The organism is Anabaena sp. PCC 7938, assembly GCF_049315035.1.
Lineage (GTDB): Bacteria > Cyanobacteriota > Cyanobacteriia > Cyanobacteriales > Nostocaceae > Anabaena > Anabaena cylindrica.
Window position 1 is genome coordinate 61,484 of record NZ_CP186034.1, and the last position, 13,545, is coordinate 75,028.

Annotated in this window: 13 protein-coding genes and 2 pseudogenes; 8 read left to right on the forward strand and 7 right to left on the reverse strand. The window is 37.8% G+C overall.

Features of this window, described 5'->3' with window-relative positions:
- Nucleotides 1-90: 90 nt before the first annotated feature.
- From ACOWPH_RS00320 to ACOWPH_RS00345, 6 genes are all read left to right on the forward strand, one after another.
- Entirely contained in the window at nucleotides 91-900 is an 810-nt protein-coding gene (locus ACOWPH_RS00320) for a class I SAM-dependent methyltransferase (RefSeq protein ID WP_015213451.1), read from the forward strand.
- Between the two features lie 61 nt (nucleotides 901-961).
- Nucleotides 962-2,005 (forward strand): sulfonate ABC transporter substrate-binding protein, encoded by a 1,044-nt coding sequence (locus ACOWPH_RS00325; protein WP_015213452.1) that lies wholly within the window; start codon nucleotides 962-964, stop codon nucleotides 2,003-2,005.
- A gap of 117 nt (nucleotides 2,006-2,122) precedes the next feature.
- A complete protein-coding gene (ssuC, locus tag ACOWPH_RS00330) occupies nucleotides 2,123-2,923 on the forward strand; it encodes an aliphatic sulfonate ABC transporter permease SsuC (protein ID WP_042464688.1) in 801 nt (266 codons plus the stop codon).
- Between the two features lie 170 nt (nucleotides 2,924-3,093).
- Nucleotides 3,094-4,308: an FMNH2-dependent alkanesulfonate monooxygenase gene (ssuD, locus tag ACOWPH_RS00335; protein ID WP_015213454.1), complete on the forward strand. Its 1,215-nt coding sequence runs from the start codon at nucleotides 3,094-3,096 to the stop codon at nucleotides 4,306-4,308.
- Nucleotides 4,309-4,320: 12 nt separating this feature from the next.
- Nucleotides 4,321-4,908 carry an NADPH-dependent FMN reductase gene (ssuE, locus tag ACOWPH_RS00340; protein ID WP_015213455.1) on the forward strand — a complete coding sequence of 196 codons (588 nt, stop codon included), beginning with the start codon at nucleotides 4,321-4,323 and terminating at the stop codon, nucleotides 4,906-4,908.
- 8 nt (nucleotides 4,909-4,916) lie between these two features.
- On the forward strand, nucleotides 4,917-5,159 hold the full coding sequence (locus tag ACOWPH_RS00345) for a DUF7219 family protein (RefSeq protein ID WP_015213456.1): 243 nt from the start codon (nucleotides 4,917-4,919) through the stop codon (nucleotides 5,157-5,159).
- A gap of 20 nt (nucleotides 5,160-5,179) precedes the next feature.
- Here the strand turns inward: ACOWPH_RS00345 and ACOWPH_RS00350 are convergent.
- From ACOWPH_RS00350 to ACOWPH_RS00380, 7 genes and pseudogenes are all read right to left on the reverse strand, one after another.
- A pseudogene (locus ACOWPH_RS00350) lies at nucleotides 5,180-5,506 on the reverse strand (DUF2808 domain-containing protein).
- A 120-nt stretch (nucleotides 5,507-5,626) separates the two neighbouring features.
- Nucleotides 5,627-7,756 (reverse strand): sensor histidine kinase, encoded by a 2,130-nt coding sequence (locus ACOWPH_RS00355; RefSeq protein WP_015213457.1) that lies wholly within the window; start codon nucleotides 7,754-7,756, stop codon nucleotides 5,627-5,629.
- 174 nt (nucleotides 7,757-7,930) lie between these two features.
- Nucleotides 7,931-8,458 (reverse strand): MgtC/SapB family protein, encoded by a 528-nt coding sequence (locus tag ACOWPH_RS00360; RefSeq protein ID WP_015213458.1) that lies wholly within the window; start codon nucleotides 8,456-8,458, stop codon nucleotides 7,931-7,933.
- A gap of 177 nt (nucleotides 8,459-8,635) precedes the next feature.
- Complete coding sequence (locus ACOWPH_RS00365; RefSeq protein WP_015213459.1) at nucleotides 8,636-9,280, reverse strand: HAD family hydrolase; 645 nt, start codon at nucleotides 9,278-9,280, stop codon at nucleotides 8,636-8,638.
- Nucleotides 9,281-9,372: 92 nt separating this feature from the next.
- A complete protein-coding gene (locus ACOWPH_RS00370) occupies nucleotides 9,373-10,680 on the reverse strand; it encodes an MFS transporter (protein WP_015213460.1) in 1,308 nt (435 codons plus the stop codon).
- 34 nt (nucleotides 10,681-10,714) lie between these two features.
- A complete protein-coding gene (locus tag ACOWPH_RS00375; RefSeq protein ID WP_042465771.1) occupies nucleotides 10,715-11,464 on the reverse strand; it encodes an SDR family NAD(P)-dependent oxidoreductase in 750 nt (249 codons plus the stop codon).
- Nucleotides 11,465-11,540: 76 nt separating this feature from the next.
- The gene (locus ACOWPH_RS00380) at nucleotides 11,541-11,855 is read right to left on the reverse strand and encodes a P-loop NTPase (protein WP_277882383.1); all 315 of its coding nucleotides are present in this window, start codon (nucleotides 11,853-11,855) and stop codon (nucleotides 11,541-11,543) included.
- 5 nt (nucleotides 11,856-11,860) lie between these two features.
- On the opposite strand from ACOWPH_RS00380, the pseudogene ACOWPH_RS00385 reads away from it, so the two are divergent.
- Together ACOWPH_RS00385 and ACOWPH_RS00390 are read left to right on the forward strand one after the other, a co-directional pair.
- A pseudogene (locus ACOWPH_RS00385) lies at nucleotides 11,861-12,070 on the forward strand (IS4 family transposase); the annotation flags it as partial.
- Between the two features lie 117 nt (nucleotides 12,071-12,187).
- Nucleotides 12,188-13,387, forward strand: a complete 1,200-nt coding sequence (locus ACOWPH_RS00390) for an ISAzo13 family transposase (protein ID WP_081593737.1) — start codon at nucleotides 12,188-12,190, stop codon at nucleotides 13,385-13,387.
- Nucleotides 13,388-13,545 lie beyond the last annotated feature (158 nt).

Consider the following 13,545-nt stretch of genomic DNA (forward strand, 5'->3'; position numbering starts at 1 on the left):
CCCACCTCTTCAGGGCGGAATTAATCCAAAATACTCGCTGCGCTGCGTACGCTTCGCTAACGTAAATCCAAAATAAATTGACTTGCTAAAATGACAACAATTCCTGCATACGATCCAACCTTATTTGAAGGTGCTGCGTTGTATTATGGTCAATATAGACCTAAGTATCCACTTGCATTGTTTGATTTATTGATAGATAAATTCCATCTTAATGGTAAAGGAAGACTACTAGACCTGGGGTGTGGTACTGGTTTAATTACCATTCCCTTACGCCATAGTTTTGAGGAAGTTATTGGTCTTGATCCCGATGCAGAAATGCTCCAAGTTGCTCAAGAACAAGCAGCAGAAGTTGGTGCAGAAAATATCAGTTGGGTACATGATAGAGCCGAAAATCTCTCTCCCGCTGTAGGTAAATTCCGTTTTGTCACCATTGGCAGAGCTTTTCATTGGATGGAGCGAGAATTTGTCATCAACCGCATTTATGACTTACTTTCTGATGATGGTGGTGTAGCTATTATCAAGACCTACGAAGACCCTTGGAATAGTAACCATCCTTGGAAAAAAACAGCCATTTCAGTTGTTAAACATTGGCTAGGAGAACAACGGCGTACTGGTCGTAGTGGTAGGGGTTTATGGAAGAATCTAGAAGTTTCTCATGAAGAAATTCTGGAAAAATCTCCTTTTTCACACCAAGCGAATTATGAAATCAAATATGTCAAATCTTGGACGATTGATACATATCTTGGCTATCTATATTCGACAGCTTTTTGCCTCCCTTCATTTATAGGTGAAAATCGCGCTAACTTTGAAGCTGATTTAAAAGAATCTCTGCTTGCAGTTGAACCATCAGGACAGTTTATAGAAGAACTGCCGATTACAGTTATTGGTGCTTGGAAATGAGACTAATAATTCAAAAATCAAATAATTTCAATAATTTCAAATTTAGTGAGGAGGCATAATCATGAACTTTAATTTACCACGACGCACAGTTTTACAAAAATTCGTTCAATACTCAGTATCAGCATTAGCTTTAGTTTCTCTGGGTGTACCGATTTCTAATAATATTGTCGAAGCCCAAAATACAACTAATAAAACAGGTATTAAAACCAAAGTAGTACGACTTGCTTATCAAACTTCTGGCGATATTGTGAAAATCAAAGGAGTAGTAGATAAGCGTCTCAAGCCTTTAGGTGTCAAGGTAGAATGGTTTCCATTTCCTGCTGGTCCACAACTCATGGAAGCGATGAATGCAAATAGAATTGATATTGGTTCTGTCGGAGAAACACCACCAATTTTTGCCCAAGCTGCTGGTGCTAAATTAGTTTATATTGCTGGACGTAAACCCAGTAAAGGTGAAGGTAGTGCTATTGTTGTTCAGAAAGATTCTCCTATTAAAACAGTTAAGGATCTTAAAGGTAAAAAAGTTGTTTTTCAAAAAGGATCTGCTTCACATTATTTATTACTTCGAGCATTAGCTGAAGTAGGTTTAAAATTTAGTGATATTCAAGCCGTGAGTTTAACTCCTGCTGAAGCCCGTGATGCCTTTATTCAAAAGAAAATTGATGCTTGGGTAGCTTGGGACCCTTCTATTGCCTTCGTCCAAAAAAATGCTAATGCTCGTGTTTTGAGAAATGCTTCAGGAATTGCTACTCAGGGTGGTTTTTATATGGCTAGACGTAATTTTGCTGTTGAAAACCCGGAAGTTGTGCGAATAGTTTTAGAAGAAGTTGATAAGTTAGGAGAATGGGCAGAATCTAATCCTAACGAGGTTGTAAAAATTCTTGCTCCTGAATTAAAACTTGATCCGTCACTATTAGGAGTAGTAGTTCGTAGACGTACATTCCGGTTACGACCTATTAATTCGTCTCTGATTGCTGAACAACAACGTATTGCTGATTTGTTTTATAAGGAAAAAGTTATTCCTAAACAGATTGCCATCAGAGAATCTGTTCTCAGTTCTCAACAATATGCAGCTATTACACCCCAAAGAATTAGCAAAAAATAATTTGTGTTGATTTTTTTCACATTTTGACGGCGGCTAAATACTGCCCATAACTGTAATCTTAATCAATGAAAAATGGTCATGAAAATTTATTTTACTGATTTTTCGTCTAAATATTCAATGAAAAAAAATAAGTTCCATTTTAAGTTTTTCCAAAATCGCTATTTTCAATCATTTATACCTTGGATTGTACCAATAACAATCATTATTGTTTGGCAACTTTTGTCCGCCATTGGTGTTATTCCCACAAGAATATTACCAGCGCCTTTAGCAGTTTTCACTGCTGCTATTAAATTGGCTCAAACAGGTGAACTTTTTAGGAATATTGGTATTAGTTCTCTACGGGCAATATCTGGTTTTTTACTTGGAGGGAGTATAGGCTTTAGTTTAGGTTTACTTAATGGTATTTCTCCCATTGCTGAAAAGTTATTAGATACATCCATGCAAATGCTTCGTAACATTCCTAACTTAGCATTAATTCCGCTGGTGATTTTGTGGTTTGGTATTGGGGATGAGGCGCGATTATTTCTTGTATCTTTAGGTGTAATGTTTCCCATTTATTTAAATACTTTTCACGGTATTCGTAGTGTCGATCATGGTTTGATAGAAATGGGTAAAATTTACGGCTTAAGTACTTGGGGGTTGTTCTGGCGAATTATTCTTCCAGGGGCTATGTCTTCGATTTTGGTGGGTGTACGTTTTTCTTTAGGGATTATGTGGTTGACACTCATCGTTGCAGAAACCATTGCTGCTGATTCAGGTATTGGCTATATGGCAATGAATGCTAGAGAATTCATGCAAACTGATGTAGTAGTCCTAAGTATTGTGTTATATGCCCTGTTCGGTAAGCTGGCTGATGTTGTGGCTAAAAGTCTAGAGAATTACTGGTTGCAGTGGAACCCCAGTTATTTGAAGGGTTAATACTAAATCTACACATATCTGATAGGTTTACAGTATTTATTTAGTAAAGCTATTGCTTTTCTTAACCCATATATGTAATGATATGGGGCATCATCCATGTAGTACGGTTTGTCGATAGATTTATCGTAGTTTGAGATTTAAAAGTTTTACAACCAGTATAAATAAGAATCATGGAAGTACTTTGGTTTATTCCCACTCATGGCGATGGACGCTATCTAGGAACTGCTATAGGCGGCAGGTCGGTCAACTTTGATTATTGGCGACAGATTGCCCAAGCCGTTGATCAATTAGGATTTACGGGTGCTTTATTACCTACAGGTCGTTCTTGTGAAGATGCCTGGGTGTTAGCATCAACTTTGGTAACTCATACTAAAAAAATGCGGTTTTTGGTGGCGATACGTCCAGGGTTGATGTCACCAGGGATAGCGGCAAGAATGGCGGCGACTTTTGATCGGATTTCTGGCGGACGGTTATTAATTAATGTGGTGACTGGTGGTGATCCCGTAGAATTGGCGGGAGATGGTTTGCACCTTAGTCATGACGATCGCTATAAACTGACAGATGAGTTTTTATCAGTTTGGCGGGAAATAGCTGCGGGTGAGGTTGCTAACTTTGAAGGTGATTATCTCAACATCAAAGAAGGTAAAATACTTTTTCCCCCTGTGCAGAAACCTTATCCACCTTTGTGGTTTGGTGGTTCTTCTCCTATTGCCCAAGAAATTGCTGCTAAACACGTTGATGTATACCTGACTTGGGGTGAACCACCTGCACAGGTAGCTGAAAAGATTACTTATTTAAGACGATTAGCCGCAGCAGAAGGGAGAACATTACGTTTTGGGATTCGTCTTCACGTGATTGTCAGAGAAACGGAGAGTCAAGCTTGGGATGCAGCCAATGATTTGATTCGTTATGTAGATGAAGATGCGATCGCTAAATCCCAACAAGCTTATGCCCGGATGGATTCAGTCGGACAACGGCGGATGAAGGAATTACATAACGGTAGTCGTGAAGCTTTGGAAATCAGCCCAAATTTATGGGCAGGAATTGGTTTAGTTCGCGGTGGTGCGGGGACTGCGTTAGTAGGTGATCCTGATACCATTTCTAGAAGAATGCAAGAGTACGCAGATTTAGGAATTGATAGTTTTATCTTCTCTGGTTATCCCCATTTAGAGGAAGCTTATCGGGTCGCAGAATTGCTTTTCCCTCGTTTACCTTTAGATAATTTACCAACAGTAGAACCGCAACTATTAAGTCCTTTTGGCGAGATTGTTGCTAATCGGGAATTTCCTAAACAGCAACCCAGGGAGAAAGCAGTTGCTACTGTAGAATTAAGTCTTTGGTCAAAATCGCCCAGAGACACAGATAGAAAAAATAATTCAAATTAGAGGTTTTGTAACATGACTTATATTTTAGCGTCACCACCGGTCGCCGTAGGCATCGCTGGTAGTCCTTCTCATCCTTCCAGAACCTACGGACTTTTAGAATATGCAACTCAATTTATTTCCCAGCAAGGGTTAGAAACAGATATCATTTCTGTGCGGGATTTACCTGCTGAGGATTTAGTTTATGGACGTTACAATAGTCCAGCTTTAGAAAAACCAAAAGCACTCCTAGAAAAAGCAAGTGGGGTAATTATCGCTACGCCAATTTACAAAGCTGCATACACTGGCTTACTCAAATCTTTTTTAGATTTATTACCCCAGAAAGCTTTGACTGGTAAAGTTTTACTTCCCTTAGCTACTGGAGGTACTATTGCTCATTTATTATCAATAGAATATGCCTTAAAACCTGTTTTAGGTGAATTAGGGGCAAGGCATATTTTAAGTACAGTTTATGCAGTGGATAAGCAAATTCAAATTCAAGCTGATGGCAATCTTCAATTAGATCAAGAACTGGAAGAACGCCTACAAGAAGTTTTAAAAGAATTTGTACAAACTGTAAATAATGCCCAGTTAGATGTCAAACAACTAACTTATAGTAATTAAAGGTATCTATGAATCAATACTCTGATTTGTTATCGGAACTATCTGATTTTCTTTATCCTCGTAGTCCATATTATGGGCAAATTAACTCAGAATATTTAGCATTTAATGCTCAACTCCAAGATTTTTCTCAACGAGTGAACTATATTTGCAATCTACAAACTGGTGGTAAACTTTCTTCAGAAGAGGCGTATAAACAAATTCAAGTCCTCTGGAAACAGCTAAAAACGACCAAGAAAAAAATATTAGTTTGAAGGAAAATATTAACCAAGTTTTAACTTACTAAATTATTTGTCATTTTACCAGAGGGGACAATCTGCACTCGGAATTGATCAATGCCTTCATAAGTGGGATTATGAAAAGGTTTTAAACCGACAGTGATTGTTTTACCAGCTACAACTGGTTGATCAAAGGTGACAATAAGAGTTTGCGGTTGATTTTCACTTTTGGCTAGGGTGACACCTAGCTTTTATTTTTGTCCATTTGTTTCTACAAAAGCAACACTATTTTTTTCATCGAAGTCAATAGTTTCCAATCCTTCTATTTGTGTGAGTGCTACTTGTATCAGTGGTACATTAGCAGTCAAAGCGGGTAATTTGATTGTGAAATAATAGGTTACTCCCCAAGCACTAGTTTGATTATAGGTTGTTTTAACGAGATAGCAAACAGATTACTGTACCCATAAATAGGGTTTTACACAGAGTTATAAAGCTGTTCATTTTTAAGTTACCAAGTCTCGACAAAGGGGAAGCTGAATCTGAAATTCTGTTCCCTTCCCAGGTTCTGAGAATAAATCAAGTTTGCCACTATGTCGTTCTACTATTATTTGATAGCTAATTGATAATCCTAGTCCTGTTCCTTGCCCAACTGGTTTGGTTGTAAAGAAGGGATCAAATACTCGTAGCTTCGTTTCTTCTCCCATGCCTAATCCATTATCTGCAATGTAGATTAAAACCCAATGATTATCTATCACATTAGTCCGAATAGTAATGGTAGGAATAAAATTACTTGGCTGATGAGTAATAGTCTCTTCTAAAGCATCTATAGCATTACTCAAAATATTCATAAATACCTGGTTTAGTTGTCCTGGTGAACAATGTACTACTGGTAAATTACCATATTCTTTATGAAGAGTAATCGTAGATTTGTGGGACTTTAACTTCAGCCGATGCTGCAAAATTAATAATGTATTTTCAATACCTTCATGGATATCGACTGATTTAATTTCTGCTTCATCCAAACGTGAGAAATTTCTTAAAGAATGCACAATATCTCTAATTCGTTCGCTGCCAAACCGCATAGAATTGAGTAATTGTGGCAGGTCATTACTAACAAAATCAAGTTCAAATTTTTCCATTGCCATCTGAACTGAATCTATCGGCTGGGGATAGGATTGCTGGTATATATGAACTGTATTCAATAAGCCTTCAACGTACTCCTCTAAACAGTTGAGATTACCATAAATAAAATTTACTGGATTATTAATTTCATGAGCAATTCCTGCTACCAATTGCCCTAAACTTGACATTTTTTCACTGTGAATCAATTGCATTTGTGTTTGTTGCAATTCTTTCAGTGCTTGTCGCAAATACTGAGTTTGAGTTTTTAGCTGTAATTCAGACTGTCGTAATTCTTCCTCGGCTTGTTTGCGTCGGGTGATATCAGTGTGAGAACCTGCTATGCGGTATGGTTTATTTCCAATATCTCGCACCAGTATTCCTCGGCAAAGTACCCAGAGATAGTTACCGTTGCGATGTTGCAAGCGATATTCCTGTTCGTAAGTGGGAATTTGTCCTTCAAAGTATTGTCGAAAAGTTGTCAAAACGCGATCGCTATCATCAGGGTGCAAACGCTGTTTCCATTCCTCAAAGTGATTGGGGATCTCCGTTTCTGCATACCCTAACATTTCTTTCCAGCGGGTAGAGAAGAAGACTTCATTTGTTTCTAGATTCCAGTCCCACAAACCATCATTTGATCCCTTGACTGCAAGTTCAAAGCTGGAACTAATTTTACCGAAATCTTTATAAGGATGAACCTGCAAAACCTGAAAGCAGTCATGGATTGATTGATAATTGAGGGGAATTGTCCAACCTTCCGATTTTGCTGCGATCGCTGCGGGATGGTCTTTTGGTAATTTTAGCAATGCGATCGCTACTTGTTCGGCTAATTCACTCGAAGTTTGTTGGGTGACAGCAAAAGGCCATTCGGGATATAACCGGGTACTCAAAGCAAAGGGAAATTTTTCTCCATACTGTGTCTGCTGATTAATGATTTTGAAGTTTTTCAAGTCAACTTTTCCTTCTAAAGCCATCTGTTCTAATACGTTTGTAGAAATAGTTCCTGCATCTGCCTTACCTTGTCCAATCGCATATATTACTGCATCATGACTATTGGTGAAATGCAGACTTTGAAAATCCCGGTAAGGATTGATCCCCGCTTCTACAATTTCTCGCCATGCTGATCGCCAACCTCCAAAAGAATTTTCCGCAACAGCAACAAAGTTTTTACCCCGCAAATCCGTCAGACTCTGAATATTGTCACAATCAGCCTTACAAAAAATTACCCCACCAAACATGGTGTAAGCTTTTCCCATCCGCAGGTGCTTTAAAGTTGCCAGCCGATTTACTCCATAAAGGGCTTCAAATTCCACATATATTCCCGGACTGGTAATCACAAACTCCACTGTATTATGTTCAATAGCAGCCTCAATTTGAGTGAAATTTAGAGGAACAATAATAAAGTGGTATTCAGGAAGTTCTGAAGTAAGATAATCTGCTGTTTTTTGCCAAGTTTGTAGCGTGTTCTGGATATCTCGATGTGCTAAAACACCAATTTTAATCAGGAGTTTCATGGCTTGCTATTACTTAGTTGTATAAAGATAGAATTGAGCCTTCAGGCGTAATGTTTACTGCCACGCTGATAAATAGAATTACTAGTGATTCTTGACAATGAATCTGATTCTATTGAGTTAAATATGCACATATTAATTACTAATTAGAAAAGTATTTTTATTACTTGTTTAGTGTTAATTATCATCAGTGGAATCATTTAACTGTGAAGCAATTTCTTGACTATTTTGACCAATTAAAAATCTCAAAAACCGATCAAGCCGCTTCACACCACTGAGGGTGATTAAAGTCAAGAATCCTCCCAATAATCCCATTTGCCACAAACCACAACCAATGGCTGCTCTCAATCCTGCTGCTGTCCAAATCCAGGCTGCTGTAGTCAAACCCCGTACTTTTGGCACTTCAGATTTTCTAGGAGATTCTTGCAAAATTAATCCTGCACCAAGAAAGCCTATACCAGTAGTTACACCTTGAATCGTGCGACTCAGGGCATTAGTAGCTGCAAAGGAACTATCACCTTCAGCTTGTAAAGGAATCATCACAAATAGTGCTGCTCCCATACTTACCAACATAAATGTCCTCATCCCTGCTGATCTACCACCTTTCTGACGATTAAATCCAATTATGCAACCGACTAAAAGTGCCAGTATGAGTCTAAAACCTATATGTACCCAATCATCGGCAGCCAAAAACATTGCACTCATGGATTGATTCCTCTGTAAGATGGAACGGTGTTTTGCACCTCTTACCCGCAAAGTGAAAGATTACCCACTCGTTATCAGTGTCAATCTAACTCCGGTAAGTTGATAGGTTTAAAGTAGTTTATTGCTACTTTAGCAGAAAATTAAAAATAAGTAAAATAACTGAGGTACGCCCAATAGCTACAGCAGTTGAGAAAGCTGCCGCATATCATTAAAAACTATCTTCGCTCCAGCAGCAGTAAGAGCAGTGCAATAGCTATGTTGGGCATAACCAAAAACAGTCATTCCTGCCGCACATCCTGATTGCACACCTGGGACAGAGTCTTCAATAACAACACAATGTTCTGGATTTGTGTTCATTTGCTCGGCTGCATAGAGATACACATCAGGAAAAGGTTTAGGACGCGGAACATCATAACAGCTATATATTTTTCCTTCAAATTGATGTATAAGTCCTGTTAATTTCAAGACCAGTTGAATATGACGGTGGCTGCTATTTGATGCCACACATTTTGGTAATGTAATTTGCTCCAATAGTTCGTTAATGCCTGAAACAGCCTGTAATTCTTGCTGCAATGCAGCGAATTCTCGTTTCTTACAAAGTTCAATAAAATTTTGGGGCAATGGTTTCTCGTAGGATTGCTCAATAATCTCTAAACAGGTTTTGAAAGACTTTCCTATAAATTTTTGAGTTACTTCTGCATGGGTGATAGGAAAACCAACTTCAGTAAGCATTTCCGCGAAAATGCGATTTATAATTGGTTCGCTATCAACTAACACTCCATCGCAATCAAAAATTACAAGTTTGAACCCATTTTTGCTCATATTGTTACCTCAAATTTACCATTGGATTGCTAATCGGCGCATTTAGACAATAATTAAGTAGTATATAACCGAGCATTATAGCTGAATACTCATTAAGAAAGTAATCCCATTTCTTGATATATTGGGCTTACCATTTTTCTGATATTTGATATTTGTCTAGCAAAAAAATAAGTTCCCAAAATACAGCAAAGACCACCAAATAATAAAGCATTAGCAACACCTATATAATTTGCTAATCCTCCGAAAAATAAATTACCAAAAGGTAATATTCCTAAAAAAGTAGTCATAAATATACTGGTTACTCGTCCTCTTTTATCTTCTTCCACTAAAATTACTTGCAGAAAATTACTAATCGAAGCTAGAGTTAAGGTGTTTGATAATCCCACAATAAAGATTAATACCAAAGAAATTTCTAACCGGGTTGAGTGAGAAAATAATATTAACGACATTCCCAGCACTAGAGTAGAAATTGCCATAACTTTTTCTAGTCCTATTACTTGCTTGCGCCCCATTAGATAAATGCCAGAAAATATAGAACCAAAAGCTGTAGAAGTCATCAGAAAACCCATCGTTTCTGCGTTACCTTTCAGCACTTCTTTGACAAATACAGGTATAAGATTTACATAAGTCATTGCCATAAAGCAAACTATAATTTGTAATATTAAAATAGATTTTATAGGTAAAAAGTTATATGCAAAAATAAATCCTTCTTTGAGGTTATGCCAAATCTTTGTAGATTTGGCTGTTGATGAATTATTGATATTTGGTTTTATTTGTATAGTCAAGATAGCGGAGATAAAAGGTAAATAGCTAATAGTATCTACCAAAAAACATGAAGCTGCTCCATTTTTAGCAATTAAAACACCCCCAATCATAGGACTAACAAATTTAGCTGTATTAATTAAAAATGAATGCACAGACATGGCACTATAAGTATCACTTCTATTAACTATTAATTTGGGAATAGTAACTTGACGTGCTGGTAAATCAAAAGCTTTGACTATACCCTGAATAATACCAATGATAATAATATGTGTAAAATTAATCTGATTACTGACAGTCAAAAAAGTTAGTAATGAAGATAGAAAAACAGAGACTATCTGAGTAGTTAATAAAACATATCTTAAATTCCATCTATCTAGCAATACTCCTACCAATGGTGTAATAACTAAACCCATAGCTTGATTGCTAAACCCAGCTATACCAACTAACATGGCTGAATTTGTTAATTGATAGACCATCCATATTAAGGCAATTTGTGTCATCCAAGAGCCGAAAAAGGATAAGCTTTCTCCAATGAGAAAACACGATAAATTGGGTGATTTAATTGCAGGTAAAGTTTCCAGAAAAGCAAATATTTTTTTGCTTTTCTTTAAAGACGTTCTATTTTCTTGTAACATTAATATTGCCTATTTTTCGGTATAATTCTGATAACTACCGTTCTTGCTGAGTGGGACGAATTAAGATTTCATTCACATTAACGTGCTGTGGCTGGCTAACAGCATAAACGATCGCTGCTGCTATATCTTCACTTTGTAATGGTGCGATCGCTTTCCGTCTGGCTTCAATTTCCTGTTTTGCTACTATATCAGTAATATGCTGATCAATTTCTGTTTCTACTAAGCCAGGCTCGATGATAGTAACGCGAATATTATCTTGATATACTTCCTGCCGTAATGCTTCCGAAAAGGCATTTACACCCCATTTAGTGACATTGTAGGCTCCCATTCCTGCGCGGGCTATGCGGCCAGCCACGGATGAAATATTAACGATATGTCCTGATTTTTGGGCTTTGAAAATAGGTAATACAGTGTAAGTTGTGTACATTAATGCCAAAACGTTGATATCAATCATTTTTCGCCAGTTTGCGGGATCGGCATTTTCAATCCTGCCGGGAAATGATATACCTGCATTGTTTACTAAAATATCTACTTGTCCAAATTCTGCATTGGCTTTTTGTACCAGGTTTTTAGCTTGAGCTTCATCGGTAATATCTGCAATAACGGATAATGCTTGTCCACCATTATCAGTAATGTATTTTGCTACAGCCTGCAAGCGATCGCCCCTTCTGGCTGCAATCACTACTTTTGCTCCTTCTGTCGCTAGAGCGATCGCTGTACCTTTACCAATTCCCGAAGAAGCCCCGGTAATAATAGCCACTTTCCCGTCTAATTTACCTGCCATAGTAAACACCCATTGATTAATTAATTTAAAAATACTGTATCTTGATAAAGTTACTGTAGATTTAAAATTAAGCATCTCACAGATAACTAGAAAAAGCAAGAAAAGTAGCCTCTACTGCCGCAGCAATGTGTATAAATACCTGACTTGTAGTTGAACTAGAGTCAGCCAGGGTAAGCGGTTGACCAGTATCACCACCATTACAGATCCGAGGATCGAGGGGAATTTTACCTAAAAGCGGTGCTTGGAGTTCATTGGACAATTTTTCACCGCCACCACTACCAAAAATTGGAGTTTCTTCCCCATTTACGCCGATAAAATAGCTCATATTCTCGATAATGCCGAGAACAGGAACACCCACTTGGCGAAACATATAAATACTGCGACGGGTCAAGAAAGTCTCATTATCTTCTTGCTCAGTTTCGTGAAGATAATCCCGGTGCTGGTATTGTTGATCTTCAGGCTTATTCTCGGGGTTTTCGATATGTTCGGGAAATGTTAAAAATGCTTCCAGAACCACCAGAGCCTATTTTATTATCCCAGATTTTTGCCAAGCTTACCTCTCTTGGTTGTATTCACAATGCTTCTACAGCCGTTGAACCCTCGTAATTTGGCTACAGTATTGAATTAGACATTCTTTTTTAGAGAACTCCACAGAATGATTGATCCTATAATGAGAGAAGATAATTTCAGTGTGCATCTGACCTAATGCGTCCAAAAACTATCATTGAACTCACGGAGAACCTAAAATCTCTGTACATAAAAACAGCCAAAAAACTCAAGGGAAGTGACCGAAGACAATTCATGGCAGAAGTAGTCAAAGGATTGGGAATAGGTGGACAGACTTTAGTAGAACGGGAGTTAGGATGGAATAGACGTACCATCAGGAAAGGGATGCAAGAATTGGAGAGCGGTAAGCCTTTTATTGATGGTTTCGACCGGAGTGGACGCAAGGGAGCAGAAGTAAAATTACCGAACTTATTGAAGGATATAAAATCCTTAGTAGACCCACAAAGTCAAACTGACCCCAGCTTTAAGAGTACCAGGTTATATACACGCATAACGGCAGGTGAAGTGCGTCGTCAACTAATTGTACAATATGGTTACACAGACGAAGAATTACCTTCATCAGAAACAATTCGTCGAAAATTGAATGATTTAGGCTATACCTTAAAAAGAGTCCTGAAAACCAAGCCTATCAAGAAAATTCCGGAAACAGAAGCAATTTTTGAACAAGTTGAACAAATTAATATTGAAGCTGACAATGATCCTCATACTCTACGGATATCTATTGATGCTCATGTGGCAGTTAAGGTGGGAGAATTTGACCGAGGTGGTACAACTCGGATGCCAACAGTCTCATTAGACCATGACTTTCCGACGGAAACAACTCTGACTCCCTATGGTATTTTTATCCCTGAGTACAAGGAGTTATTTTTATTCTTCGTTACTTCCAAATTAACTGCTGATTGTATTGTTGACTTACTTGAAAGCTGGTGGCAAACTGTCAAACACCGTTTTACTCACATTCAAAAACTGGTAATTAATCAGGATAATGGTCCGGAAAATCATTCTCTTCGGACTCAGTTTATGAAGCGGATTGTCGATTTTTCCGCATCATCTCAACTGAATTTACAACTCGCTTATTATCCGCCTTATCACAGCAAATACAACCCCATAGAACGTTGCTTTGGTTGGTTGGAACAGCATTGGAATGGTAGTTTACTTGATACTGTTGAGACCGTACTAAATTTCGCTCAAACTCTCACATTTAAGGGTAAAAATCCTGTTGTCACATTGGTAGAAAAAGTCTATTCCACAGGAGTTAAACTCACAACTTTAGCGATGGCAGAACTGGAAACACAGATTCACCGCCTTCCTGATCTCAAAAAATGGTTTGTGGAAATTTTTACTAAACCAGCATAGTTATTGGATCATCTTTTTTGTGGAGTTCTCTTAAAGAAAATTTACAGAATTTATTTAGGGACTTATGTCCTTATTCGCGTTAGTATACTGCAAGCAAAGGCATAAGTTTTATACATTTGCCATATTTACTGGCAGATAAATGTAGCAAAAAGCTGGAA